The following is a 25,733-nucleotide window of genomic DNA, read 5'->3' on the forward strand; positions in this document are numbered from 1 at the left end:
TTGAAGTTGGAATTTGGATTTTTTTAATATTGGAATTTTACAGATTAAACATCGTCGTAATCTACATAGATAGTATCTGATGTTGGATGTGCCTGACAAGTTAAAATTAAACCTTCGGCAATTTCACTATCAGTTAAAATGGAGTTTTTAGTCATTTCGGCAGTTCCTGTTGTAACACGTCCTAAACAGCTGCTGCAGATACCGCCTTGACAAGAGTAAGGAGCGTCAACGCCTTGTTTTAGAGCAGCATCAAGAATAGTTTGTTTTTTAGACATTTCAAACGTAGTCTCTTCATCGTCAACTAAAACCGTAATTTTGGTATGACCTTCCTGAGAACCTTGAATTTCATGTTCTTCTGAAGAAGATGTAAAAAGCTCAAATTTAATAGCTGATTCTTTTACATTTTTCTCTTTCAAAACATTTGAAACAGTATTGATCATTTCTTCTGGTCCGCATAAGTAAAATTTATCAAACTGCAATTCTTTGTGTTTATTGTTTAAAACAAAATTCACAGCCGATTTTTCAATTCTTCCAAACAAAGCATTCTCAGCTTTTGCCTGACTAAATACGTAATGCACAAAAAATCTGCCTACATATTGTAATTGTAAGTCATGAAGTTCCTGATGAAAAATGGTGTTTTCAGGAGTTTTGTTTCCGTAAACCAATACAAATGAACTTTTTGGTTCATTTTTTAAAACCGATTTTATAATAGAAAGAACTGGAGTAATTCCGCTTCCTGCAACAAAAGCTGCATAATTTCTTTGTCTTTCTGCATCTGGTTCAAAAGTAAATTTACCTTCCGGCTGCCCTACTTCCAAAACATCTCCGGCTTTTAATTTGGTATTGGCAAACTGAGAAAAAAGACCATTTTTTACTGCTTTTACAGCAATTCTTAACTCGCCACTATCCGGTGCTGAGCAAATAGAATAAGCACGTCTTATTTCTTGATTATCAAGAGTTAATTTTAAATTGATATATTGACCAGCTATAAATTTATAGTCCGATTTTAGTTCTTCAGGAACATTAAAAAGTATAGAAACCGCTTCTGCAGTTTCGCGTTTAACCTCTTTAATTATAAGTTTTAAGAATGAAGGCATGATCTAATTTTTCTGCAAAAGTAGCAAACCACTATTAAATGTTTGGTACTAAATTATTTTTTTTAACTTTTTTTGTAACGTTTTCCTACATTTGGTCTCTTACTACAAAAATACTAAAACCATAAACCATGATTAAGAAGTTTATTTACCTGGAATGGAAAGCGTTCGTTAGATCGGCATCTTTTGGTAAAAACCTGACAATGAAAATTATAATAGGTTTTTTTATGATCTATTTTTCTTTGATTTTTATTGGAATGGGAGTTGGAGCCTTTTATGTTCTTAAGGATATGAAATTGGAACCATTACAAACAGTAAACAAATTTTTAATTTACTATTTTCTGTTTGATTTGATAATTAGGCTTTTATTACAGTCGATACCCGTTTTAAACATTAAGCCATTGCTGGTTCTGCCGTTTAAAAAACCAACGATTGTTCATTTCTCTTTAGGAAAAACAGCTTTATCTTTTTTCAATTGGGTACATGCTTTATTTTTTATTCCATTTTCGGTTGTGTTAATTTTAAATGGATATGATGTTGTCGAGATCGTTTTTTGGCATTTAGGAATTATGGCGATGATTTACATCAATAATTTCCTGAATATCATTTTAAGTAATATTGACAAACTATTTGTTGTTTTTGCAGTGTTGATTATAGCTTTAGCAGGAGCTCATTATTATAAACTATTTGATATTACACTATTTACAACGCCATTTTTTCAAAGCTTTTATGATATTGACGGTGTCTTTTTAATTCCAATTTTGGTTCTTGTAGGATTATATGCTTTTACATTTAAGTATTTTAAAAAGAATCTTTATCTAGATGCGGGACTTTCTGTAAAACAGGACATTGCTTCTACAGAAAATCTAACCTGGCTGAATCAATTCGGGACTTTAGGAACCTTTCTTAAAAATGATATTAAACTGATTAAAAGAAATAAAAGATCCAAAACCACCATTTTTATGAGTTTTCTCTTTTTATTCTACGGCTTGATCTTTTTTGGGAATTCACATCAGCCGGCCGTGATGCACATTTTTGCAGGAATATTTGTTTCTGGAGGATTTCTGTTTGTTTTTGGTCAGTTTGTGCCAAGCTGGGATAGTTCTTATTATCAATTATTGATGACGCAAAATGTTCCATATCGTGGCTACATTACTTCAAAGTGGTGGCTGATTGTTATTGCTACTTTTGCCTCGACTATTCTGGCTTCATTTTATCTTTTTTATGGATGGGAAGTTTATTTGACCATTGTTGTAGGAGCAATTTATAATATTGGAGTCAATTCGCATTTAGTTCTTTTAGGTGGTGCATTTACTAAAACGCCAATTGATTTAAGCAATGCTGGCGGTGCGTTTGGAGATAAAAAAGCATTTAATGTCAATGCAATGCTGCTTTCTTTACCGAAAATTGTTTTACCTCTTTTATTGTATTGGCTTGGGCTTTATTTTGGAAGTAAACCAATTGGACTGGCTTTGGTCGCCGGAGCGGGAGTGCTCGGATTTATATTCAAAGAAAAAGTTTTTTCATTAATTGAAAAAAGATACAAAATCGAAAAATACAGTACGATAAGTGCTTATAAACAAAAGAATTAATTAGATAATTAGAAAGGGAGTTAATTTGAAAATTAATCTAAAATCTGAAATCAGCAATCTAAAAATTTACAATTACCATGATACAAGTAAATCAACTTACAAAAACATATAACGGAACAACAGTTTTAAATATCGAAAATCTTGAAATCCCAAAAGGACAAAGTTTCGGATTAGTAGGGAATAACGGAGCAGGAAAAACAACTTTTTTCAGTCTTCTTTTAGATTTGATTCAGCCATCAAAAGGAAATATTTTAAATAATAACATTCAGGTTAATACGAGCGAAAACTGGAAATCTTTTACAGGTTCATTTTTAGATGAAAGTTTCTTAATTGGTTATTTAACACCAGAGGAATATTTTTATTTTATCGGAGATCTTCGAAATCAAAACAAAGCGGATGTTGATGCTTTATTGGCTCAGCACGAAGAATTTTTTAACGGCGAAATCTTAAAGAATAAAAAGTACTTAAGAGATTTATCAAAAGGAAATCAGAAAAAAGTAGGGATTATTGCGACATTAATTGGAAATCCGGAAGTTGTCATTTTAGATGAACCATTTGCGAATCTGGATCCGACAACGGTTAGCAGATTAAAAAAAATTATCAAAGATCTGGCTGACAATCCAAACGTAACAGTTTTGGTTTCAAGTCATGATTTACAGCATACAGTCGAAGTTTGTGACCGAATTGTGGCGCTTAATAAAGGTGAAATTGTAAAAGATATCCAGACCTCAAAAGAGACCTTGCAGGAACTGGAATTGTTTTTTGCCGTTTAAATTTCTATATTACAAAAAGAAGCGTATTTTTACAAGTCAATATACTAAAATCGATTTTTAGTAGTTATCGTTTTAAACTCTTTTCTATTGAAAAAGAATACTCTTAAATATAGTTTTACTCTCGTTTTCCTATTCTTTTTGATAGCTTGCTCTACCAAAAAAAATACCTTTTTGGCCAGATCGTCTCACTCTATTGGAACCAAATATAATATTTTGTACAATGGAGGAATTGGTTTGGACAAAGGCCTTCAGTCTATTCAGGCCAATAATGAAGATAATTTTTGGAAATTACTGCCAATTGAAAAAATGCAGTTTGATGAAAATTTTTCTGAAGGAGAAAAAGCTAAAAATCCTGATTTTGAAAAAGCAGAGACAAAAGCTATTAAAGCGATTCAGAAGCATTCCATGAATATTGGCGGAAGAGAGAGAAACTGGCAGATTGATGAAGCGTATCTGATGTTGGGAAAAGCAAGATATTACGATCAGCGCTTTATTCCTGCAATTGAGGCATTCAATTATATTTTGTACAAATATCCCGAAAGCAATAATATTTATACAGCAAAAATCTGGCGCGAAAAAACCAATATGCGATTAGGCAACGACGCAATTGCGCTTAAAAACATTAAACTTTTACTTAAAAAAACAGATTTGGACAAACAGACTTTTGCTGATGCAAATGCTCTTTTGGCTGAAGCATTTCTAAATTTAGAACAAAAAGACAGTGCCGTTTCCAGACTAAGAATTGCAGAACAGTTTACCAGAAAAAATGAAGAGCGCGCGAGATATCGTTTTATTCTTGGTCAGATGTATCAGGAAGAAGAAAAACGTGACAGTGCCATTTATTTCTATGATGGTGTAATTGATTTAAACAGAAAAGCCGATCGTAAGTACATGATGCACGCTTACGCAAAAAAAGCACAGCTGTTTGATTATGGAAAAGATAATGACACCATCTTTTTGAAAACATTCAATAAGCTAGTGGCAGATCGTGAGAACCGTCCTTATTATGATTTTCTTTTTTATGAAATGGGAGTGTATTATGATAAAAAGAAAGATCAGGAAAATGCCTTGAAGTTTTACAATAAATCATTGGGAAGAAAATCTAAAGATCCCTATTTAATGGCTTCGGCATACCGTAACATTGGAAACATGTATTTTAAAAATACAGATTATTCGATGGCAGCGAAATATTATGACAGTACTCTTGTAAAGCTGGATCCGAAAACGAGAGAATATGCTTTCATAGAAAAAAACAGAAAAAACCTGGATAACGTTATTAAATATGAAGCAGTTGCAAAACGTAATGACAGTATTATTAAGGTGTATAATCTTCCGGCAACAGAGAAAAAGATTTATTTCGAAAATTATATTGCTGAACTTAAAAAGAAAGATGAAGCCAAACGCATCTTAGAAGAAAAAGAGAAAGAACGACTGGCCAATATCGATTTAAATTCCAGAGCAGAAAATCCTGGAAATGGTGCTGTAAACCCAAATTCTTTAGGGAAACCTACAGATCTGGAAGGAGCAGGAATAGGAATGCCTCCAGGAATGAATGAATCGGCAAGTACATTTTATTTTTATAATCCAACAACGGTTGCTTACGGAAAACTCCAATTTAAAAAAATGTGGGGTAACAGAACATTGGGCGGAAACTGGAGACTGGCAGGAATAAAATCGGCAAATGACCTGGCAATGAATGATACCATTAGTGATAAAGAAGTTGCAAATGCGTTAAAAGACACTATTGTACAAGAAAAATATACCGTTGCATTTTACACCAAACAACTTCCAACTTCAGAAGTTGCAATGGATAGTATTGGTAAAGAACGCAATTTTGCATACTATCAATTAGGACTTATATATAAAGAGAAGTTTAAAGAGTATAAATTGGCAAGCGATAAACTGGAACAATTGTTACGCAACAATCCGGAAGAAAAACTGGTATTGCCATCCATGTATAATTTGTATAAAATTTATCAAATTACAGATCCACAAAAAGCAGAGGCAATAAAAACAGAAATTTCTACAAAATATCCAACTTCAAGATATGCTCAGATTTTAAATAATAAATCGGATGATCCGAATTCCAGTCCGGATGCTGAATATAAAAAGTGGTACAAACTTTTTGAAGAAGAAAAGTTCGAAGAAGTCTTAGCCAATATTGATAATCTGATCAATCAATATTCCGGAGAAGATATTGTTTCGAAATACGAATTGTTAAAAGCCAATACTCTAGGAAAAGTAAATGGTTTAGAAGCGTACAAAAAGGGAATGGAAAATGTGGCAGATAATTATCCGAACAGTGAAGAAGGTAAAAGTGCCAGAGAAATTTTGGAGAAACAAATTCCGGTTCTGGAGCGATTAAACTTTACAACAACAGATAATAAAAGCTGGAAAATTTTATATGCAGTTTCAAATAAGGATACCAAAACGGTTAAGCAAATTGAAGAAGCCATCAGAGTGTTTTTATTGGTTGAAAATTTTGAGCGATTAACAACTTCTTTTGATAAATACAATTTGACTGAAAGTTTTGTAGTTATTAATGGTTTAAAATCTGAGGCTTATGCCAGAGATGTTGCCACAGTTTTTAAAGATGATAAAAAATACAAAATTGCTCATCCTGCAATTATTATATCTACAGATAATTATAAAGTGGTTCAGATTAAAAAGAACCTAGACGCCTACTTGACCCCAAAAACCCCATAATAATGTTTGAAAAAGTAAAGAAAAACGGAACAGAACAATTAGGAAAAACGAACCGAATAGTAGAAGGAACCTCAATAGTTGGAGACATCGTTTCAAAAGCTGATTTTAGATTGGACGGCGAATTGATAGGAAATTTTACTTCGCAAGGAAAAATTGTAATAGGAGCCAAAGGATCAGTCAAAGGAGAAATTATCTGTAACAATGCTGATATAGAAGGAATATTTCACGGAAAAATAAAAGTTTTAGAAATTCTTAATATAAAATCGACTGCACAAATTCATGGAGAAGTAGCAGTAGGAAAACTTTCGATAGAACCCGGAGCCGATTTCACAGCAACCTGCACCATGCTGTCTCATGCAAATCCGGTAATCATGTTAGAAGATGGAAAAGGAACCGAATAATAAAAGAAATAAATGGATTGCACTCATTAATATTCCAATACAAATGGGTGTAATCATTTTTTTATTTTCTTATCTGGGAAACTGGCTGGATGAAAATCACGCCAGTGAAAAAGTATATTACCATAAAATCCTAATTATGGTTGGTGTCGCTCTGGCACTATATAATGTATTTCGTCAGGTAAACGAAATCAATAAAACAAAGTAGTCTTCATTTTAAAACAGCATTAAATAAATATTGCATCTTTGCAGAAAATTTATTGAAAATGTTTTTAAAAAAATACGGACTCATTCTTTACCTATATATAATAGCATTCATTTCCTATATAATTCATAAAGGAGCTTTTCATATTCTTAATATTAAAGAGCAAAATTTCTATTTCAGCTTGGAAATATTGTATTTGATATTTTTATTTTTTTCTACCTTATTATTAATAGCTCTGTTACTAATAAAGAAAAATAAATTTGACAGCGTCGGAATGCTATTTATGTTGGGAACTTTTGTCCAAATGTTTTTGTACTATGGATTTTTGAGATTGATTTTGTCAAACAATATTCAGAATGTAACTGTCGAAAAAAACAACTTTTTTCTAACATTTCTTCTCTTTTTGTTATTTCAGACGATTTTAACTGCCCGATTATTAAATGAAAAGCCTTAAAATAACAATTCTTTAAAACTAGGTTTAAAAATAATTTTTCATATCCTTTTGAATATTAATAAAAAATGTACCTTTGCACCAAATTTTAGAAACGTAAAAAATAAGATTTTCCACAGATATGGTGATTTCAAACAAACCACTCAGATTTATTCTTGCAGCTTTAGTAGCTTTTCTTCCACTAATGAGTTTTTCAAATACTGAAAAAGACTCTGCTCATGTTCAAACTGAAGTAGCCCACGAAGCTGCTGCAGAAGGCCATCATGAAGAGCCAACAGATGTTAAATCTAAGATTAAAGCATTTATTGGTCATCACGTTTTAGACTCTCATGATTTTACATTAACACAAGATGATGAGACAGGTAAATATTATGGTTTTCCATTACCGGTAATTCTTTGGGATAATGGTTTACACATTTTTTCTTCTTCTAAATTTCACCACGGTCATGAAGTAGCTGAATCAAATGGTAACTATTATGTGATTAATCACCATGATGGTAAAATTTACAAGACAGATGCTGCCGGTACAATTACCGAAGATGAAAAAACAGGTCACCCGACAAATGTGCGTCCTTTAGATTTTTCAATTACAAAAACAGTACTTTCTATTATAGTATCTGCTTTATTAATGTTCTGGTTATTTACAAGCTTAGCAAAATCTTATGCTAAAAACGGAGGAATTGCTTCTGGAGTTGGTAGAATTTTCGAACCTTTAGTACTTTTTATTCGTGATGACGTTGCGATTCCAAACATTGGTGAAAAACATTATAAGAAATACATGAGTTATTTATTAACTATTTTCTTCTTTGTATTGTTTTTAAATATTTTCGGATTAACTCCACTAGGAATTAATGCTACAGGTAATTTAACTATTACATTCTCTTTAGCAATCCTTACTTTCTTAATTACAAATCTTACTGCAAATAAAAATTACTGGGGTCACATTTTCTGGATGCCGGGTGTGCCAAAACCAATGAGAATTATTTTGGCTCCAATTGAATTGTTAGGAGTTTTTATCAAACCATTTTCATTAATGATTCGTTTGTATGCTAACATTTTTGCAGGTCACATCGTATTAATGAGTATCATCGGATTAATGTTTATCTTTAAGAGCTGGATTGGAAGCACTCTATCTTTCGGATTATCATTTGCACTTTCTATACTAGAGATTTTAGTAGCATTTTTACAAGCCTATATTTTTACAATGCTGTCTGCACTTTATTTTGGTTCAGCAGTAGAAGAGCACCACCACGAAGAGGAGGGGCACCACTAAAATTTAGATTTTAGAGTTTAGATTTCAGATTTTTTTCAATCTAAAATCTACATTCAAAAATCTAAGATTAAAATTGAATGTTTAATTTTTAATATATATACAATGAACGGATTAAATTACATTGGAGCAGGATTGATCGTAATCGGAGCAGCAGTAGGTATTGGTAGAATTGGTGGTTCAGCAATGGACGCTATCGCTCGTCAACCAGAAGCTTCAGGAAAAATCCAAACAGCTATGCTTATCGCTGCTGCACTTATTGAAGGTATTGGTTTCGCTGCATTATTCGCTGCTTAATTAAAACACAAAAAACAATAGTTGCAACGGTTGGTTGTAACTATTGTTTTAAAAATGAAACATTAAAATAAAATTGCTCTTTAGGACAATTTAAAAAGATATAATTTAAAATTCTATATAATGGAAAAGTTAATAAATCAGTTCGAGTTCGGTTTGTTCTTTTGGCAAGTATTAATATTTGTTGGGTTAATTTTCTTGTTGAAAAAATTTGCCTGGAAACCTATTCTTGATGCAGTAAATGATAGAGAGCAAGGAATTAAAGATGCATTACTTTCTGCTGAAAATGCAAGAAAAGAAATGGAAAATCTTCAGGCAGATAATCAAAGAATTTTAAATGAAGCTCGTGCAGAACGTGATGCTATGTTGAAAGAAGCTCGCGAGATGAAAGAGAAAATGATCACTGATTCTAAAAACGAAGCACAAGCGCAAGGTCAAAAAATGATCGAGCAAGCTAAAGCGGCTATCGAAAGTGAAAAAAACGCTGCTATGGCAGAATTGAAATCTCAGGTTTCAACTTTATCATTAAGCATTGCTGAAAAATTATTGAAAGAAGAATTATCTAACAAAGAATCTCAAACTAAATTAGTGGAGAAAATGTTAGGTGACGTAAAGTTAAACTAAGATTATGGCAGGTACAAGAGCAGCAATTCGTTATGCAAAAGCAATTTTGGACTTAGCAAACTCTAAAGGTGTTGCCGAAGCTGTAAATAACGATATGAAATCAATTGCAAATGCAATTGAGACAAATGTAGAATTGAGTACGTTTATTGAAAACCCAACAACAACAGTTGAAGTTAAGCAAAGTGCTCTTTTAGAAGTTTTCGCAAATGTTAATGGTGTAACTAAAGGGTTATTTCGATTATTATTCGAAAACAAAAGATTTGAAATTTTAAATGCGATTGCAGTTGAATATAGTAAAGTATATGATGAAAGCAATGGTGTTGAAGTTGCAAAAGTAACAACTGCAATTCCTATGGATGCAGATTTAGAAGCTAAAGTTTTGGCAAAAATTGCGACTTTATCGGATAAAAAAATTACAATTGAGAATATAGTAGATCCGGCAATTATTGGTGGATTTATTTTAAGAATAGGTGACAAGCAATACAATGCTTCTGTTGCAAACAGATTACAAGTATTAAAAAGAGAGTTAAGTAATTAGTTTTTATAACACAAAAGTGTCTAAATTATAAATTAAGATGGCGGAAATCAAACCTGCTGAAATTTCAGCAATATTAAGAAAGCAAGTAGAAGGTTTTGAATCTGGTGCTACGCTAGAGGAAGTAGGAACAGTACTTCAAGTTGGAGACGGTATTGCTCGTGTTTACGGGTTATCGAATGTACAATATGGAGAGTTAGTAGAATTTGATAACGGTATGGAAGGTATCGTATTGAATCTTGAAGAGGATAATGTTGGGGTTGTACTTTTAGGACCATCAACAGGACTTAAAGAAGGATCTACTGCAAAAAGAACTCAACGTATTGCTTCTCTTAAAGTAGGTGAGCAAATGGTAGGACGTGTTGTTAACACACTTGGTTTTCCAATTGACGGAAAAGGACCAATCGGTGGAGACTTATACGAAATGCCTTTGGAAAGAAAAGCACCTGGTGTTATCTTCCGTCAGCCAGTAACTGAGCCATTACAAACAGGTGTAAAAGCAGTTGATGCTATGATCCCGGTTGGTCGTGGACAACGTGAGCTTGTAATTGGTGACCGTCAAACAGGTAAATCAACTGTTTGTATCGATACAATCTTGAATCAAAAAGAATTTTACGATGCAGGAAAACCTGTATTCTGTATATATGTTGCAATTGGACAAAAAGCTTCAACTGTAGCAGGAATCGCTAAAATGTTAGAAGAAAAAGGAGCAATGGCTTACACAGTTATCGTTGCTGCAAATGCTTCTGATCCAGCTCCAATGCAAGTTTACGCTCCTTTCGCAGGTGCAGCAATTGGAGAATACTTTAGAGATTCAGGTCGTCCTGCACTTATTGTGTATGATGATTTATCTAAACAAGCTGTTGCTTACCGTGAGGTTTCTCTTTTATTAAGAAGACCACCGGGACGTGAGGCTTATCCTGGAGACGTTTTCTACTTACACTCTCGTTTATTAGAGCGTGCTTGTAAAGTAATCGCTGATGATGGTATCGCTAAAAACATGAACGATTTACCAGATTCTATCAAGTCTATCGTAAAAGGTGGTGGTTCATTAACTGCATTGCCAATTATCGAAACTCAGGCTGGTGACGTTTCTGCATATATCCCAACAAACGTAATCTCGATTACAGATGGTCAGATTTTCCTTGATGGAGATTTGTTCAACTCTGGAGTTCGTCCTGCAATTAACGTAGGTATCTCTGTATCTCGTGTTGGAGGTAATGCTCAAATTAAATCTATGAAGAAAGTTTCCGGAACTTTAAAATTAGACCAGGCTCAATTCCGTGAATTGGAAGCTTTTGCTAAATTTGGTTCTGACTTAGATTCAGTTACTTTAAATGTAATTGAAAAAGGTAAAAGAAACGTTGAAATCTTGAAACAAGGTTTAAATGATCCTTATACAGTTGAAAACCAAGTAGCTATTATCTACGCTGGTTCTAAAAACTTATTAAGAAACGTTCCTGTAGAAAAAGTAAAAGAATTTGAAGCTGATTTCTTAGCTTACTTAAACAGTAAACATAAAGATACGCTTAACGCGTTAAAAGCTGGTAAATTAGATGACGCTATTACAGATGTTATCGAAAAAGCAGCAAAAGAAATCTCAGCAAAATATAACTAATTTTAGTTGACGGTTGTTGGTTGATTGTTTTTGGAATTTTCCATCACTATCAACCAACAACTAACAACCAACAACTATAGTACATGGCAAATTTAAAGGAAATCCGTAATAGAATTACTTCCGTTTCATCGACGATGCAAATTACATCGGCGATGAAAATGGTTTCTGCTGCAAAGCTGAAGAAAGCACAAGATGCAATCACTGCAATGCGTCCTTATGCCGAGAAATTAACGGAGTTATTGCAAGATCTTTCCGCATCACTTGAAGGTGAAGTAGGAGGAGATTACACTACACAACGTGAAGTAAAAAAAGTATTGCTTGTAGCTATAACTTCTAACAGAGGTTTATGTGGAGCATTCAATTCAAATATTATTAAAGAGATTAAAAATCGTACAGCTTTTTACCAGGGAAAACAAGTTGATGTTTTTGCTATTGGTAAAAAAGGTAATGATGCTTTAAGCAAAACTCATAAAGTTCACGGTCATCATAATGCTATTTTTGATCATTTAACTTTTGAAAATGTTGCTGGAATTGCAGATAATCTTACAGAGAAATTTTTGTCTGGAGAATACGATAGAATTGAATTAATTTACAATCAATTTAAAAATGCTGCAACTCAAATTGTTCAAACGGAACAGTTTTTACCATTAGCACCTATTAAATCTGATGTAACTACTTCTACTGGAGATTACATTTATGAGCCTTCAAAAGAAGAAATTGTGTTGACATTGATTCCTAAGTCTTTAAAAACACAACTGTATAAAGGTATTCGTGATTCATTTGCTTCTGAGCATGGAGCGCGTATGACTGCTATGCACAAAGCAACAGATAACGCAACTGAATTAAGAAACCAATTGAAATTGACTTATAATAAAGCGCGTCAGGCAGCTATTACAAGTGAGATTTTGGAAATTGTTGGTGGAGCAGAAGCTTTAAATGGATAAGATTTTCCAAAATATATAAAAAAAAGCCAGCATTTGCTGGCTTTTTTTTATTGGAAGTTTTTTCTTTTTTAAAAATAACTTTTATAAAATGGTGATTCTCAAATTATATAAAGTTGAGAATCACTACCATTTTATAAAAAATTGACAGATTAAATCTGCTGTGCTTTGTCTTTCTTGGGAACAAACTAGCTTTATTAGTCCCACGGCTCTGTTTTTTTAAGGGTTACATTTCAGCAGAATCAATCCCTGTGCTTTGTCTTTTATGGGAACAAACAAGCTTTATCAGTCCCAGTGCTTAGTTTTTTTTATAAGGGTTACATTTTAGCTAACTTCAATCCCTTTTATGCTTTGTCTTTTATGGGAACAAACAAGCTTTATTAGTCCCAGTGCTTCCTTTTTTATAAGGGTTGTATTTAGCTTTCTCAATCCCTGTGAAACAAATTTAGGAAAAGACTGTCTAAAAAAAGTTACATAATTTTCATGTCTAATTTATATATTTCACATGTCTTTGATTTTTAATTATATAAGTCTTAACTTAAAGTTTACTTATTTTTGTTTATATTTTAATAAAAAATTCATGAATCTTTCTATAAAAGAACTAATTACGGTGCAAGAAATGTTATTTCAAATTGATATAATTAGATACTTATATCCTAAGCTTAGCTTAGAGAAATACGAGAATTATCTTAAAGAAATGGTACCTCATAATTATACTCAAATTGCAGTTTTTGAAAATGATGCTTGCCTTGGTTTAACAGGATGCTGGTCGGCTACAAAATTGTGGACAGGTAAATATCTTGAAATTGATAATTTTGTGGTTAATCCCGAATTTCGATCTAGAGGAATTGGAAAAATGCTTACTGATTATGTCGAGAAAAAAGCGATAGAATTAAATTGCAGCAGTATAGTTCTCGATGCCTTTACAGGAAATTTTGATGCTCATCGTTTTTACTACAATCAAGGTTATGCGCCGAAAGGGTTTCATTTTGTAAAAATCTTAGACGAAAACAAAATGACTGTTTAAAAACAAACAGAACTTTGCTTTATTGCTCCAACAAAAACACCATTAAACAAAAGAAATGGTTATTTTTGTCCTACAAACATTATTACAATTATATTTTGGGATTATATAAAAATCTATTCAAGCAAACGGCAATTTACGGACTGGCTACAGTTTTACCGAGAATGCTGAGTTTTTTATTAGTGAGATTGTATACAGGAATTTTACCAACTGCCGAATATGGTGAGGTTTCGATTGTATTATCCTGGATGGTCTTCTTTAATGTGGTACTTTCTTATGGAATGGAAACAGCTTTCTTTAGATTTTATAGTGCCGAAGACGATAAGAAAAATGTAATTGCAACTTCTACAATTTCAATCTTTTGGACATCCATTATTTTCCTTTTTGTTGCTTTAATTTTTAGGAATACGCTGGCAAACTTAGCAGAAGTTGATGTTCAATATATTACCTATACTGTTTGGATTTTAGTTTTAGATGCATTGGTTTTGATTCCGTTTTCTAAATTAAGAGCCAATCAGAGACCAATGGTGTATGCTGCAATTAAAATAGGAAACGTAGTAATCAATTTGTTATTGAACATTTTCTTTTTAATGTATCTGCCAAAGTTAGCGGACGCAAATCCAAATTCTGTTTGGGATAATTTATATGTAGAGAATTTCCAAATAGCTTATATTTTTATTGCAAACCTTTTAGCAAGTTTAGCCACATTTATTGTGCTTTCTCCAAATTATCTTTCACTCGGACGAAAATTTGATCCTGTGCTTTGGAAAAAAATGATGAAATACGGACTTCCAATTTTAGTTGCGGGACTGGCTTTTGCAGTAAACGAACATTTTGATAAAATCTTATTAGGTTATTTACTTCCGGAAAATTTAGCAAAATCTGAAGTTGGAGCTTATTCTGCCTGTTACAAATTAGGGTTATTCATGGTTCTTTTTGCAACGGCTTTCAGATTAGGAATTGAACCTTTCTTTTTCAGCCATGCTAAAAACGAAAATGCACCGCAGACTTATGCCGTAATCACTAAATATTTTGTAATTCTCGGTTCCCTGATTTTATTAGGAGTTATTGTTTTTGCAGATGTTTTAAAATATTTATTATTAGATAATAAGTCCTATTGGGAAGCCATGAAAGTGGTACCGCTTATCATTTTGGCCAATTTCTTTTTAGGTATTTATAATAATCTTTCGGTTTGGTATAAACTGACAGATAAAACAAAAATTGGAGCTTACATTTCTATTGTGGGTGCTATTGTTACCTTGGTTTTAAATTATCTTTTAATTCCAAAATATAGCTATTATGGTTCTGCAATTGCAACCATTTCGGCTTACGGAAGTATGATGCTTATATCTTATGTTTTAGGAAATAAATATTATCCAATTCCTTATGATATGAACAAAATTGGTGCTTATTTAGGTGTTTCAATAGTATTTTCAGTGATTTCGTTTTATGGATTTAGAGAGAAATATTATGTTGGAATTCCACTTCTTTTAGCTTTTATGTATATGGTTTACCATTTTGAAAAAGATACTATTAAAGGTATAATGAAGAAAAAATAAGACAGATTTAAAAATTTATACTTAAAAATGAAAATTCAAATTATCAATAAATCACAACACGATTTACCAAATTACGAAACCATTGCTTCTGCAGGAATGGATTTACGTGCCAATATTTCTGAATCAATTACGTTAAAACCTTTAGAAAGAACGATTGTAAAAACCGGACTTTTTATTGAATTGCCAATTGGTTACGAAGCACAGGTAAGACCAAGAAGCGGATTGGCAGCCAAGAAAGGAGTAACGGTATTAAATTCGCCAGGAACCGTTGACGCAGATTACAGAGGGGAAATAGGGGTAATTTTAGTAAATTTATCTAATGATGATTTTGTAATTGAAAACGGAGAAAGAATTGCTCAGCTGATTATTGCAAAACACGAAAGAGCGGAATGGATCGAAGTTGAAACACTTTCTGAAACATCAAGAGGTGAAGGAGGCTTTGGAAGTACTGGAGTGAAATAATTTTGTAATCAGCAAAAAGATTTTAAAAAAGAAAGACCAAACCCAATGAAGATTTTTTGATCTTCCCATAAAATTCAAATAAGAAATGAAAATAATTGTGCCAATGGCAGGCCGTGGATCGAGATTGAGGCCTCATACATTAACAGTTCCAAAACCACTAATTCCTGTCGCAGGAAAATCTATAGTACACCGTTTAGTTGAAGATATTGCAAAAATATTAAAAGAGCCAATCGAAGAAGTTGCTTTTATTTTAGGTGACGAAGCTTTTTTTGGAGATGATGTTGTAAAAAGTTTAGAAGATTTGGCAAAGGGATTAGGAGCTAAAGCTTCAATCTACCGTCAGGATCAGCCATTAGGAACTGGTCATGCTATTATGTGCGCCAAAGATTCTTTATCTGGGCCAGCAGTAATTGCTTATGCAGATACTTTAATTAGAGCAGATTTTGAATTAGATCCCTCAGCAGATGCTGTAATCTGGGTAAAACAAGTAGATCAACCGGAAGCTTTTGGAGTGGTTAAACTAAACCAGAATAATGAAATTGTTGAATTGGTTGAGAAACCAAAGGAATTCGTAAGTGACTTAGCAGTTATCGGAATTTATTATTTCAAAGAAGTTGGAGTTTTAAGAAATGAACTTCAGAATGTTTTGGACAATAATATCCAGAATGGTGGAGAATACCAGATTAATGATGGTATCAAAGCGATGATGGCAAACGGAAAAGTTTTCAAAACCGGAAGTGTTGACGAATGGATGGACTGCGGAAACAAAGATGTTACTGTAGAAACAAATACCAGAATGCTTGGTTTCCTTCATAATGATGGAGAACATTTAGTAGATTATGGCGTAACATTAGAAAATTCTACAATTATTCCTCCTTGTTATATTGGAGAAAATGTGGTCTTGAAAAACACGACAATCGGACCAAATGTTTCAGTTGGAAAAGGTTGTCATATCTCTGACAGTAGTATTAAAAATAGCTTAATTCAAACTCATTCTCAAATTAAAAACGCTAACTTAGATAACGCAATGATTGGAAATCATGTGAGTTATGACGGTAAATTTACCAGCATCAGCATTGGTGATTATGCGGTTTTAGAATAAAATTAGAGATTTAGAAGTTTCGTTTTTGTTTAAAATGTGTTTTAAAAAATGATCAAAAAAAGAATATTTACGGTTTTGTTTTTTGCTTTATTCAGCACATCTTTTTCGGCTTTTGCTCAGACAGAACCCGAAGATATTGCTATGGCAACAGATGAATATCAAGACTCATTTTATGAATCATTGAAACAAAAAGGAATCGAAAATTATGATAAAGCAATTGTGTCATTGGAGAAATGTGTAAAACTGAAACCCAATGACGCAGTGGCTTATTTTGAATTAGGAAAAAATTACCTTTCTCTTAAAGAATACCGAAATGCACAGGATAATTTTGAAAAAGCAACACAATTAGATCCTAAAAATAAATGGTTTTGGTTGGGAATTTACGATGTAAGTTACGAGACAAAAAATTATCCGCTGGCGATTGAAACGATTCAGAAAATTATTGTTTTTGATGAAGAGTACAAAGACGATTTGATTTCGTTATACATGATTACCAATCAGTATGACAAAGCGTTGACGGCAATAAACGAAATGAATGATAAGTTCGGAAAATCATCAGATCGTGAAATTTACAAAGCGCAGATTTTATCCCAGGGAAAATATCAAAATGCTGAAATTGATAATTTAATTCAGCAGATTAAAAAAGAGCCAAAAGAAGAATCCAATTATTTGAATCTGATTCTCTTGTATTCAAAAAATAATGAAAATGAGAAATCATTAGAGGTTGCGAAACAATTAGCGAAGGAAATTCCAAATTCAGAATGGTCGCAGGTTAGTTTGTTTAAAACTTATTTGGATGCCAATCAGGCTGATAAAGCTATAAAATCGATGAATGTGATTTTGGCAAGTTCAAAAATCGATTCAAAAATCAAACATAGAACTTTGAATGAATTTTTGATTTATACCAATAAAAATCCACAGTATGCTGCCGATTTAGAAAAAGCTATTTCTTATTTTGATAACGATCCAAACGTTGATGTTGCCAAAGAAATCGGAAAATTTTATCATAGTAAAGGTCAGTTTGAGAACGCGGTTAAATACTATGAAAAAGATTTAAAGGCAAATTCAGATACAGATCTTGAAACCAATATGTTGTTGTTGGAAGCCTATTCGCAGACAAAACAATTTGAGCCAATGACCAAAAGAGCCATGATGCTGATTGAAGTATATCCAAGTCAGGCTCAGTTTTATTATTTTGCTGGATTAGGAAGCAATCAGCAAAAGCAATTTAAGAATGCAAAAACCGTTTTAGAAATGGGGCTTGATTATGTTGTTGATGATGTAAAATTAGAATCAAATTTTAATATTCAATTAGGAGAGGCATATAATGGATTGGGAGACGTCAAGAAAAAAGAGGAATACTTTTTGAAGGCAAACGAATTATTAAAGAAAAAAAAATAAAGTAGAAACTCAAATGAAAAAATATATTTTAGTATTAATGCTTTCTATTGCAATAGTTTCGTGTAAAACGAAAGCTGTTGCAGTACAAGGTAATACAAGCCAAACAATTGCCCCGGAAGAGGACCGAAAAGTAATAGAAAAACATTATAACAATAAGTTAGATTTTTCTACACTATATATAAAAGCCAGTGCAAAATATGTTGATGAAAAACAAAGCCAAAATGTTACGGCCGAAATCAGAATCGAAAAAGACAAACAGATTTTAATCAGCGTACGATTTTTAGGAATCACAATGGCAAAAGCTTTAATAACGCCTTCTACAGTAAGTTATTATGAGAAAATAAATAGTACTTACTATGAAGGTGATTTTACAAGTTTAAGTAAATGGCTGGGAACCGATTTAGATTATAGCAAAGTTCAAAACTTATTGGTTGGAGAAGCATTTGACGATTTAAGAAAAGGAAAATATACTCAGACTATTGTAGATAATCTTTTTAGATTAGACGAAGAAAAAGAGGCTAATTTGAAAAAAACCTTTTTCTTAGATGCTGAAAAATATTTAATTCAGAAAGAAGAAATTTCACAACCAGCAGAAAATAGAAGTTTGCAAATTGCGTATTCAGACAGCAAAACTTTTAATCAAGGGACGCTTCCAACAAGTATCGAAATAAATGCATTGCAGCCAAAAGGAAAAACAAGTATTAATCTGAATTACAATAACATTTCATTTAACGAAGAACTTTCTTTTCCATATAGTGTTCCAAGCGGTTATAAAAAAATTACAATTCAGTAAATTTGCAAAAATAAAAATAGAAACATGCCAAAATTTCTCCTAAGTCTAGTTTTAGTTTGTGCCACTACATTTGTATGGGCGCAGGATTCTCAGCAAGAAAAACTGGAGCAGCGTAAAGCTCAAATTCAACAGGAAATCAGAGACAACGAAAAGATGCTTCAGTCTGTTCGAAAAAAAGAGAAATCTGCTGTGAATGAATATTTAATTCAGGCGAATAAAATCAAACTAAAAGAGAAATTAATTAACACCACTGCTAAACAGGAAAGACTGATTAGTAATGATATGTATATTAATCAGGTTCAGGTTAATAAATTAAAAAAAGAATTAAAAGTTTTAAAAGAAGATTATGCGGAGATGATTTTAAAATCATACAAAAGCCGTTCTGAACAAAGCCGTGCGATGTTTATTTTATCTTCTGAAAGCTTTTTGCAAGCTTATAAAAGAGCACAGTATCTAAAACAATATACCAATTTTAGAAAAAATCAAGGTCTGGAAATTCAGTCAAAAACAGCACAATTAGTTGATTTTAATGCTAAGTTGGATGGACAAAGACAAGTAAAAAAGAAGATTATTTCTGAAAACCAAAAAGAAAAAGTTACTCTTGAAGCAGAGAAAAAAGAACAGCAAAAATTGGTTAATTCGCTTAAAAAAGATAAAAATAAAATTGCTGCTGATATTCGATCAAAACAAAGTGAGGCAAAACGAATTGACAGACAAATCGATCGTTTAATTCGTGAAGCCATTGCTGAGGCAAACAGAAAAGCTGCAGCTGAAAGAGCAAAAGCAAACCCAGGTTCGAGTGAAGCAAAAGCACCGGTTTCTTCTTCTAAAATTGCATTGACACCAGAAGACAAAATTCTGGCAGCAGACTTTAAAGCGAACAGAGGAAGATTGCCTTGGCCGGTAGAAAAAGGATTTATTTCGCTTGGATACGGAGATCAGCCACACCCGCTACATCCTTCAATTACAGTTCACAATTCAGGAGTTGAGATTACAACTGAAGACGGTGCCAGCGCCAGAGCAGTATTTGCTGGAGAAGTTTCTAAAGTTATCGTTTTATCGCCAGTGAATAAAGCCGTTGTAATTCAGCATGGAGATTTCTTTACAGTATATCAAAACTTGAGTTCTGTTTCTGTTAGTCAGGGAGACAAAGTGACGATAAAACAAAATATCGGAAGAGTTAGAACAAGTGGAGATACAGGAAAAACAATCATTAAATTCCTGATTCTTCAAAATACATCAAATAACAATCCGGAAGGATGGCTACAAAGCAGATAAAAAAAAAGGGAGCATTTTAGCTCCCTTTTTTATTGATTAATAATTTTCTTCCAGGAAATATTTCAAAACATCTGTCGTCGTGACAATTCCTTTTAATTCTCCTTTATCAACAACTGGTGCGGCATGAAATTCTTCTTTTACAAATATTTCAGCTAAGTCCCTAATAATAAGTTCTGAAGAAACTGTTTTTGGTTTAGAAGTCATAACCTGAGGAATCGTAAGCATTTCTAATACAGCTTCATCTGCTCCATCTTGTCCGTCGAATAATGCGCCAAAAGTAAGACGATTAATATCGGTGCGACTAATAATTCCAACCACTTCTTTTCCGTTAACAACGGGAATGTGACGGATAGAATTGGCTTTTAATTTCTCTACTACATTTTTTAAATCATCATTTTGATTTACAGTTATAACACTCTTTGTCATAATGTGGCTTATCGGTTCTCTCTTTTTCATAATTTGATGGTGTTAGATTTATATCAAATTTGAAAATTATCTGAAACTAATTAGATGATTTTTGTCAGTACAAAAAATAAGAATAAGTAGTATTTTAGATAGTTATTATTTACAGTAAGAAGATTTAATTCTGATTCCAAATAATAAAAATTACTCTTCAAGTTCGTTTGAAATTGCCATGATTGAATTTAAAAATAGTATTTTTGCAGTATGGAAACAAATAGACAGAAAAAAATAGGCGGTGTCCTCCAAAAAGATTTGGTTGATATCCTGCAGGGTGAAGTGAGAAAAAACGGAATCACTAATTTGGTGATTTCAGTATCCAAAGTAAGCGTAACTACAGATTTATCTGTGGCAACAGTATATTTAAGTATTTTTCCGCAAGAAAAAGCCAAAGAAACTTTAGAGGCAATTAAAACAAATACAACTTTAATTAAACATGATTTATCACAACGTGTACGTTTACAGTTACGTCGTGTTCCAAATTTAGTTTTCTTTATTGATGATTCTCTTGATTATATTGAGAAAATTGACAATGCATTGGCAGGAAAAGAAAACCCAATAGAAAATCGTGACCTTTTAGAAAAGAGAAGAAAGTCGTAATTTGAATTTCCCATTATACATAGCCAAACGTTATATTTTTAGCAGCAGTAAAAACAATGCTATCAATATTATCAACCGAATTGCCAGCATGGGAATCATTGTTGGAACAATGGCTTTGTTTGTGGTTTTATCCGTTTTCAGCGGACTAAAAGTTTTCAGTCTCTCGTTCACAAACGAAATTGACCCTGATTTAAAATTGACAAGTACTTACGGAAAATCTTTTTTAATTACACAAGATCAGGAAAGTCAAATCAAGAAAATAGATGGCGTTGCTTCTTACACCAAGATTATAGAAGAACGTGTTTTGTTTTTGTTTAAAGACAAACAGCAGGTTACTTACTTAAAAGGAGTTGATAGTACTTATGCCGTTGTCAATGATATTAAGAAAAAACTCTATAACGGCCAATGGCTCAAACCGGATAGTTTTCAGGTTGTAATTGGCTATGGGTTAGCTCAAAATTTCTCTATGGGAATTATGGATTTTGAAAACCCGCTTCAGGTTTTTGCACCAAAACCGGGAAAAGGAGCAATCGAAAATCCTGAAGAAGCTTTTAATAAAACAGATGTATTGCCCGTTGGTATTTATTCAATCAGTGAAGAATTGGATTCTAAATATGTATTTGCAGATTTGGGTTTAACACAAGAATTGTTAATGTACAAGCAAAATCAAATCTCTGGAATTGAATTTAAATTAAAAGAAAATGCAGATGAAAATGCCATTAAGACGAAGCTTAATTCGATTTTTAAAAATAAAATCACGTTAAAGAACAGAGCACAGTTAAATGAGTCTTTGTATAAAATGCTCAATACCGAAAATATTGTCGTTTATCTGATTTTTACTTTGGTAATCATTGTGGCACTTTTTAATTTGGTTGGTGCTTTGATTATGATGATTTTAGAGAAAAAGGGAAATCTTAAAACCCTTTTTAATCTTGGAGCAGAAGTGGGCTATTTAAGAAGAATCTTTTTGCTTCAGGGAACATTATTAAGTTTTTTTGGTGGTTTAATCGGACTTGTTTTAGGGATTATATTAGTCATATTACAGCAACAATACGAGCTGATTATGATTACACCAACTCTGGCATATCCGGTTGTTTTTTCTTTAGAAAATGTTCTAATTGTAATGACAACCATTGTAACGCTTGGTTTTACAGCTTCCTTAATAGCGAGTAGTCGTGTAAGCAAAAAATTACTGGATTAACTTCTTCCTGAAAAATATTACTTATATTTACTCTCTTGAAAATCTACAGCATATGATTGTTTCTGCCTAATCCTATTTTATTTTTTAAAATAATTAGGATACTTACGTTTTTTATTTTTGAAGTTCAGATTTATACATCTGAACCAATCTTATCATTTATCCTAAAATATCATGACAGAAACATCTATAAAGGAAAGTTTTATTTCCAAAATTTTTACCACAACAAAACAAGCTTTAAAAGGCGACGAATCATTTGATTATACTTCCGGAAGTATTAAGAAAGCCGTAATTCTGCTAGCTATTCCAATGGTTTTAGAAATGATGATGGAATCGGTTTTTGCGTTAGTTGATTTATATTTTGTTGGACATTTAAAACACAGCAGTTTTGCCATTCAGACAGTTGGTTTGACTGAATCCGTTTTGACAGTGATTTATTCTCTTGCTATCGGAATGAGTATGGCGGCAACGGCAGTTGTTGCAAGACGTATTGGAGAAAAAGATCCAATTGCTGCGGCAAAAGCCGGAATGCAGGCGATAATTGTTGCATTTGCGGTTAACAGTTTGCTTAGCGTTTTCGGAATTATCTATGCTAAAGATATTCTGCTTTTCATGGGTGCATCTGTCGAAGCGGCCGAACATGGTTTCCAATTTACACAGATTATGATTGGTTCCAGTTTGTGTATTATGCTTCTATTTTTAATCAACGGAATTTTTCGCGGAGCAGGAAATGCAGCCATTGCCATGAAAAGCCTTTGGATTGCCAATATCTGCAATATTATTTTGTGCCCGGTTTTAATTAATGGTTTCGGACCAATTCCTGCTTTTGGATTAGTTGGTGCTGCTTTGGCAACTACTTTTGGAAGAAGTATTGGAGTTTTATATCAGGTATATCATTTGTTTTTTGGGAACGGAATTTTAAAAATTAAAATTCCATATTTTGCTCCGGATTTTGTACAGATAAAAGCTTTAGTAAAAATTGCAGCTCCTGGAATTTTACAATTTGTAATTGCTTCCTGCAGTTGGATTTTCCTGGCGAAATTAGTTGCAACAACCGGTGGAGATCATGGTTCAGCAGGTTATCAGACCGCTTTGAGAATTATGATGTTTTTTATACTTCCCGCTTGGGGATTGAGTAATGCAGCTGCTACTTTGGTTGGGCAAAACTTAGGAGCCAAACAAATTGAACGTGCAGAGAAATCCGTTATGACAACAGCCAGATATAATGTAATTTTCATGGCTTCGATTATGGTGATCACACTGGTTTTTGGAAAATATATTATTTCCTTTTTTACGAATGATGAAGCTGTAAAAATTATTGCAATCGAAGCTTTACAAATAATGAGTATTGGCTTTATTTTTTACGGAATCGGAATGGTTTTAATCAATACCTTTAATGGAGCGGGAGATACATGGACACCGACCGGAATTAACTTTTTTGGTTTTTGGTTGTTCCAAATTCCATTGGCTTTTATATTAGCAAAACATTTTAATTTGGGACCAACAGGAGTTTTTATTGCGATTCCGGTTGCTGAAACTGCAATAACCTTGGCCGGAATCTTTTTTTATAAAAGAGGAAAGTGGAAACGAGTTCAGGTTTAAAATATATTCTTTGTACAATATTTCTTAATTTTTAGCGTTGGAATTTACTTAAAAACCAAAAACTAATTTATTATGAAAAACAACAGAAATTTTTTAGGAATTGTTAGTGCAGTATTTTTGTTTAGCCTTTTTGCTTTTATACCATTAGAAGAAAAAAAGATAGTTGTTATTGATGCTGCTCACGGTGGAAATGATGCCGGTGCAGATTTTGGAGGAGGTTTACAGGAAAAATTAATTGTGGAAAGAATTGCTAAACTCATTCAGAGTCAAAACAAAGACAGTAATCTTGAAATTGTTTTGCTAAGAGATGGAGATCACTTTATGGAACTGAGTGAAAGAGTTTCAATCATCAACAAATTAAATCCTGGTTTAGTAATTTCATTGCACGCCAATGCTTCTAAAGATATTGCCAAAAATGGCACTGAAGCTTATATTGCTACAAACGGAAAATTTTACAATCAATCTAAAGAAAATGCTGAAAATCTATTGCAAAAAGTAGCAGTAGAAAATTTGTCTAAGGGAAATGTTTCTGAAGCTAATTTCTTTATTCTAAAAAAATCTAATTGCCCAGCAGTTACTTTGGAAGTAGGATATTTAAGTAATGAAAAAGACAGAAAATATATTACCAGCGAGAAAGGACAGACTGAAATTGCAGAGAAAATTTTAGAAGCAATTAAGTAATAGAAAATAGAATAGTTAATAATAAAAAGGATCTTCAGTCTTGAAGATTCTTTTTTATTTGTAAGAAATTTATTTTAATTTTGTTTCATTAGATCTTTGATATGATTAAAATAAATTTAGAGAATACTTTTGAAGCTATTTACGTAAGTTCCAACTTCGATCACTATATTTTTGAATCTCAATTAAAAAATGATACAATAATTCGACTTAAGGTCAAGTTTACAAACATAGCAGATTCATTATTACCAAATGTTTATAATTTAGCTTTTGGACCATTTGATGCAAATGGAAAAATAGATGATTCAATTAATCTTAAACATAAAGACAGTAATAAAGTTTTTTCAACTATAATTTTGTTTTCTATAACTTTTCTAAAAAAGAATCCACATACTTCAATTGGCATTGATGGATCAGATGATTTACGGACCAATCTATATCATCGAATGTTTAGATATAATTACAAAGATTTAAAGGATTTTTTAGTGATTATTGGAGTAGATTGGTACGTAAGATTACTGCGAAATGGTACAATTGAACTAGATAATAATGGATCGGTATTTTTTAAACCAAAACCAGAATTATTTGATTTTCAAAGAAAAACGAATGATCTTTATAGATATTATATGTTTAATTTAAATCAATAATTTTTAAATTTGCTGTATGAAAGATTCTATTCAAAATAAAATTAATAAAATTCAGGAAATTGCTTTAGCTTCTGCTTCTGAGAAAAATATTGCTGGAGACAGAGAATTTGCGGAATCAAATTATAGTGATAATTTGACTAAATCAATTCGAAATAAAAAAGAAGCGGAATTATTTTTTTCGGAATTAAAGTCCGTAATTGAGCTTGCTAAAAGAAATTCTACAGAAAATAGTATAGAGTAATTTACAAGAAAATATATTAAACAAAAAAGCCTTCATTTTTTGAAGGCTTTTCTTTTATTTTTGTCTCGTCCTGAAATAAGTTGACATAAAATTGACTTATTTATGAATAATCCAGAATTTAAAAAAGAGCGACGTAGTCAGCGAGATTACAACTTAGGCTTTAAATTAGCCGTTATTTCGCAGGTAGA

At 32.4% G+C, this 25,733-nt stretch carries 26 protein-coding genes; 24 read left to right on the forward strand and 2 right to left on the reverse strand.

Going from position 1 to position 25,733, the window contains the following annotated elements; all coding sequences use genetic code 11:
- Positions 1-44: 44 nt before the first annotated feature.
- Positions 45-1,097, reverse strand: coding sequence for a 2Fe-2S iron-sulfur cluster-binding protein (locus tag ACFS3A_RS19895; protein WP_379827308.1), 1,053 nt, complete (start codon positions 1,095-1,097; stop codon positions 45-47).
- A 128-nt stretch (positions 1,098-1,225) separates the two neighbouring features.
- Here ACFS3A_RS19895 and ACFS3A_RS19900 point away from each other — a divergent pair, with 128 nt between their 5' ends.
- From ACFS3A_RS19900 to ACFS3A_RS19985, 18 genes are all read left to right on the forward strand, one after another.
- Positions 1,226-2,686, forward strand: coding sequence for a DUF5687 family protein (locus tag ACFS3A_RS19900; protein ID WP_379827310.1), 1,461 nt, complete (start codon positions 1,226-1,228; stop codon positions 2,684-2,686).
- A 77-nt stretch (positions 2,687-2,763) separates the two neighbouring features.
- On the forward strand, positions 2,764-3,459 hold the full coding sequence (locus tag ACFS3A_RS19905) for an ABC transporter ATP-binding protein (RefSeq protein ID WP_379827311.1): 696 nt from the start codon (positions 2,764-2,766) through the stop codon (positions 3,457-3,459).
- A 138-nt stretch (positions 3,460-3,597) separates the two neighbouring features.
- Positions 3,598-6,165: a type IX secretion system periplasmic lipoprotein PorW/SprE gene (gene porW, locus ACFS3A_RS19910; RefSeq protein WP_449267445.1), complete on the forward strand. Its 2,568-nt coding sequence runs from the start codon at positions 3,598-3,600 to the stop codon at positions 6,163-6,165.
- A 2-nt stretch (positions 6,166-6,167) separates the two neighbouring features.
- Entirely contained in the window at positions 6,168-6,566 is a 399-nt protein-coding gene (locus tag ACFS3A_RS19915; RefSeq protein ID WP_379827313.1) for a bactofilin family protein, read from the forward strand.
- The gene (locus ACFS3A_RS19920) at positions 6,547-6,771 is read left to right on the forward strand and encodes an AtpZ/AtpI family protein (RefSeq protein WP_379827314.1); all 225 of its coding nucleotides are present in this window, start codon (positions 6,547-6,549) and stop codon (positions 6,769-6,771) included. Before ACFS3A_RS19915 ends, ACFS3A_RS19920 begins: the two co-directional genes overlap by 20 nt.
- A gap of 569 nt (positions 6,772-7,340) precedes the next feature.
- A complete protein-coding gene (gene atpB, locus ACFS3A_RS19925; RefSeq protein WP_379827315.1) occupies positions 7,341-8,492 on the forward strand; it encodes a F0F1 ATP synthase subunit A in 1,152 nt (383 codons plus the stop codon).
- A gap of 102 nt (positions 8,493-8,594) precedes the next feature.
- A complete protein-coding gene (atpE, locus tag ACFS3A_RS19930; RefSeq protein WP_109191245.1) occupies positions 8,595-8,786 on the forward strand; it encodes an ATP synthase F0 subunit C in 192 nt (63 codons plus the stop codon).
- Between the two features lie 120 nt (positions 8,787-8,906).
- Positions 8,907-9,407: a F0F1 ATP synthase subunit B gene (locus ACFS3A_RS19935; RefSeq protein WP_091490226.1), complete on the forward strand. Its 501-nt coding sequence runs from the start codon at positions 8,907-8,909 to the stop codon at positions 9,405-9,407.
- 4 nt (positions 9,408-9,411) lie between these two features.
- Complete coding sequence (gene atpH / locus ACFS3A_RS19940; RefSeq protein WP_379827316.1) at positions 9,412-9,945, forward strand: ATP synthase F1 subunit delta; 534 nt, start codon at positions 9,412-9,414, stop codon at positions 9,943-9,945.
- A gap of 37 nt (positions 9,946-9,982) precedes the next feature.
- On the forward strand, positions 9,983-11,560 hold the full coding sequence (atpA, locus tag ACFS3A_RS19945; protein WP_109191248.1) for a F0F1 ATP synthase subunit alpha: 1,578 nt from the start codon (positions 9,983-9,985) through the stop codon (positions 11,558-11,560).
- An 83-nt stretch (positions 11,561-11,643) separates the two neighbouring features.
- Positions 11,644-12,504, forward strand: coding sequence for an ATP synthase F1 subunit gamma (gene atpG / locus ACFS3A_RS19950; RefSeq protein ID WP_379827317.1), 861 nt, complete (start codon positions 11,644-11,646; stop codon positions 12,502-12,504).
- Between the two features lie 577 nt (positions 12,505-13,081).
- Positions 13,082-13,528 carry a GNAT family N-acetyltransferase gene (locus ACFS3A_RS19955; RefSeq protein ID WP_379827318.1) on the forward strand — a complete coding sequence of 149 codons (447 nt, stop codon included), beginning with the start codon at positions 13,082-13,084 and terminating at the stop codon, positions 13,526-13,528.
- Positions 13,529-13,623: 95 nt separating this feature from the next.
- On the forward strand, positions 13,624-15,084 hold the full coding sequence (locus tag ACFS3A_RS19960; RefSeq protein WP_379827332.1) for a lipopolysaccharide biosynthesis protein: 1,461 nt from the start codon (positions 13,624-13,626) through the stop codon (positions 15,082-15,084).
- 27 nt (positions 15,085-15,111) lie between these two features.
- A complete protein-coding gene (gene dut, locus ACFS3A_RS19965; RefSeq protein ID WP_379827319.1) occupies positions 15,112-15,546 on the forward strand; it encodes a dUTP diphosphatase in 435 nt (144 codons plus the stop codon).
- Between the two features lie 85 nt (positions 15,547-15,631).
- Positions 15,632-16,648 carry a sugar nucleotidyltransferase gene (locus ACFS3A_RS19970; RefSeq protein WP_379827320.1) on the forward strand — a complete coding sequence of 339 codons (1,017 nt, stop codon included), beginning with the start codon at positions 15,632-15,634 and terminating at the stop codon, positions 16,646-16,648.
- Positions 16,649-16,696: 48 nt separating this feature from the next.
- Positions 16,697-18,049, forward strand: a complete 1,353-nt coding sequence (locus ACFS3A_RS19975) for a tetratricopeptide repeat protein (protein ID WP_379827321.1) — start codon at positions 16,697-16,699, stop codon at positions 18,047-18,049.
- A gap of 13 nt (positions 18,050-18,062) precedes the next feature.
- Complete coding sequence (locus ACFS3A_RS19980; RefSeq protein WP_379827322.1) at positions 18,063-18,842, forward strand: DUF4292 domain-containing protein; 780 nt, start codon at positions 18,063-18,065, stop codon at positions 18,840-18,842.
- Positions 18,843-18,866: 24 nt separating this feature from the next.
- The gene (locus ACFS3A_RS19985; RefSeq protein ID WP_379827323.1) at positions 18,867-20,120 is read left to right on the forward strand and encodes a murein hydrolase activator EnvC family protein; all 1,254 of its coding nucleotides are present in this window, start codon (positions 18,867-18,869) and stop codon (positions 20,118-20,120) included.
- A gap of 36 nt (positions 20,121-20,156) precedes the next feature.
- On the opposite strand, the gene ACFS3A_RS19990 is transcribed toward ACFS3A_RS19985, so the two are convergent.
- Complete coding sequence (locus ACFS3A_RS19990; RefSeq protein WP_379827324.1) at positions 20,157-20,576, reverse strand: CBS domain-containing protein; 420 nt, start codon at positions 20,574-20,576, stop codon at positions 20,157-20,159.
- A 210-nt stretch (positions 20,577-20,786) separates the two neighbouring features.
- Between ACFS3A_RS19990 and rbfA the strand changes: the two genes are divergently transcribed.
- The 6 genes from rbfA (at position 20,787) to ACFS3A_RS20020 (ending at position 25,545) form a co-directional block, all read left to right on the forward strand.
- Positions 20,787-21,179, forward strand: coding sequence for a 30S ribosome-binding factor RbfA (gene rbfA / locus ACFS3A_RS19995; RefSeq protein ID WP_144216310.1), 393 nt, complete (start codon positions 20,787-20,789; stop codon positions 21,177-21,179).
- Position 21,180: 1 nt separating this feature from the next.
- The gene (locus tag ACFS3A_RS20000) at positions 21,181-22,380 is read left to right on the forward strand and encodes an ABC transporter permease (protein WP_379827325.1); all 1,200 of its coding nucleotides are present in this window, start codon (positions 21,181-21,183) and stop codon (positions 22,378-22,380) included.
- Positions 22,381-22,551: 171 nt separating this feature from the next.
- The gene (locus ACFS3A_RS20005; protein WP_379827326.1) at positions 22,552-23,979 is read left to right on the forward strand and encodes an MATE family efflux transporter; all 1,428 of its coding nucleotides are present in this window, start codon (positions 22,552-22,554) and stop codon (positions 23,977-23,979) included.
- Positions 23,980-24,051: 72 nt separating this feature from the next.
- On the forward strand, positions 24,052-24,660 hold the full coding sequence (locus ACFS3A_RS20010) for an N-acetylmuramoyl-L-alanine amidase family protein (RefSeq protein WP_379827327.1): 609 nt from the start codon (positions 24,052-24,054) through the stop codon (positions 24,658-24,660).
- Between the two features lie 101 nt (positions 24,661-24,761).
- On the forward strand, positions 24,762-25,304 hold the full coding sequence (locus ACFS3A_RS20015; RefSeq protein ID WP_379827328.1) for a DUF6934 family protein: 543 nt from the start codon (positions 24,762-24,764) through the stop codon (positions 25,302-25,304).
- Positions 25,305-25,320: 16 nt separating this feature from the next.
- Positions 25,321-25,545, forward strand: a complete 225-nt coding sequence (locus ACFS3A_RS20020; protein WP_379827329.1) for a hypothetical protein — start codon at positions 25,321-25,323, stop codon at positions 25,543-25,545.
- Positions 25,546-25,733 lie beyond the last annotated feature (188 nt).

The sequence above is a fragment of the Flavobacterium notoginsengisoli genome (genome assembly GCF_042686225.1).
Classification (GTDB): domain Bacteria; phylum Bacteroidota; class Bacteroidia; order Flavobacteriales; family Flavobacteriaceae; genus Flavobacterium; species Flavobacterium notoginsengisoli.

Coding starts and splice junctions, on each gene's coding strand:
- ACFS3A_RS19895 (WP_379827308.1), bottom strand. CDS start 1,097: ATGCCTTCATTCTTAAAACTTATAATTAAAGAGGTTAAACGCGAAACT.
- ACFS3A_RS19900 (WP_379827310.1), top strand. CDS start 1,226: ATGATTAAGAAGTTTATTTACCTGGAATGGAAAGCGTTCGTTAGATCG.
- ACFS3A_RS19905 (WP_379827311.1), top strand. CDS start 2,764: ATGATACAAGTAAATCAACTTACAAAAACATATAACGGAACAACAGTT.
- ACFS3A_RS19915 (WP_379827313.1), top strand. CDS start 6,168: ATGTTTGAAAAAGTAAAGAAAAACGGAACAGAACAATTAGGAAAAACG.
- ACFS3A_RS19920 (WP_379827314.1), top strand. CDS start 6,547: ATGGAAAAGGAACCGAATAATAAAAGAAATAAATGGATTGCACTCATT.
- atpB (WP_379827315.1), top strand. CDS start 7,341: ATGGTGATTTCAAACAAACCACTCAGATTTATTCTTGCAGCTTTAGTA.
- atpE (WP_109191245.1), top strand. CDS start 8,595: ATGAACGGATTAAATTACATTGGAGCAGGATTGATCGTAATCGGAGCA.
- ACFS3A_RS19935 (WP_091490226.1), top strand. CDS start 8,907: ATGGAAAAGTTAATAAATCAGTTCGAGTTCGGTTTGTTCTTTTGGCAA.
- atpH (WP_379827316.1), top strand. CDS start 9,412: ATGGCAGGTACAAGAGCAGCAATTCGTTATGCAAAAGCAATTTTGGAC.
- atpA (WP_109191248.1), top strand. CDS start 9,983: ATGGCGGAAATCAAACCTGCTGAAATTTCAGCAATATTAAGAAAGCAA.
- atpG (WP_379827317.1), top strand. CDS start 11,644: ATGGCAAATTTAAAGGAAATCCGTAATAGAATTACTTCCGTTTCATCG.
- ACFS3A_RS19955 (WP_379827318.1), top strand. CDS start 13,082: ATGAATCTTTCTATAAAAGAACTAATTACGGTGCAAGAAATGTTATTT.
- dut (WP_379827319.1), top strand. CDS start 15,112: ATGAAAATTCAAATTATCAATAAATCACAACACGATTTACCAAATTAC.
- ACFS3A_RS19970 (WP_379827320.1), top strand. CDS start 15,632: ATGAAAATAATTGTGCCAATGGCAGGCCGTGGATCGAGATTGAGGCCT.
- ACFS3A_RS19975 (WP_379827321.1), top strand. CDS start 16,697: ATGATCAAAAAAAGAATATTTACGGTTTTGTTTTTTGCTTTATTCAGC.
- ACFS3A_RS19980 (WP_379827322.1), top strand. CDS start 18,063: ATGAAAAAATATATTTTAGTATTAATGCTTTCTATTGCAATAGTTTCG.
- ACFS3A_RS19985 (WP_379827323.1), top strand. CDS start 18,867: ATGCCAAAATTTCTCCTAAGTCTAGTTTTAGTTTGTGCCACTACATTT.
- ACFS3A_RS19990 (WP_379827324.1), bottom strand. CDS start 20,576: ATGAAAAAGAGAGAACCGATAAGCCACATTATGACAAAGAGTGTTATA.
- rbfA (WP_144216310.1), top strand. CDS start 20,787: ATGGAAACAAATAGACAGAAAAAAATAGGCGGTGTCCTCCAAAAAGAT.
- ACFS3A_RS20005 (WP_379827326.1), top strand. CDS start 22,552: ATGACAGAAACATCTATAAAGGAAAGTTTTATTTCCAAAATTTTTACC.
- ACFS3A_RS20010 (WP_379827327.1), top strand. CDS start 24,052: ATGAAAAACAACAGAAATTTTTTAGGAATTGTTAGTGCAGTATTTTTG.
- ACFS3A_RS20015 (WP_379827328.1), top strand. CDS start 24,762: ATGATTAAAATAAATTTAGAGAATACTTTTGAAGCTATTTACGTAAGT.
- ACFS3A_RS20020 (WP_379827329.1), top strand. CDS start 25,321: ATGAAAGATTCTATTCAAAATAAAATTAATAAAATTCAGGAAATTGCT.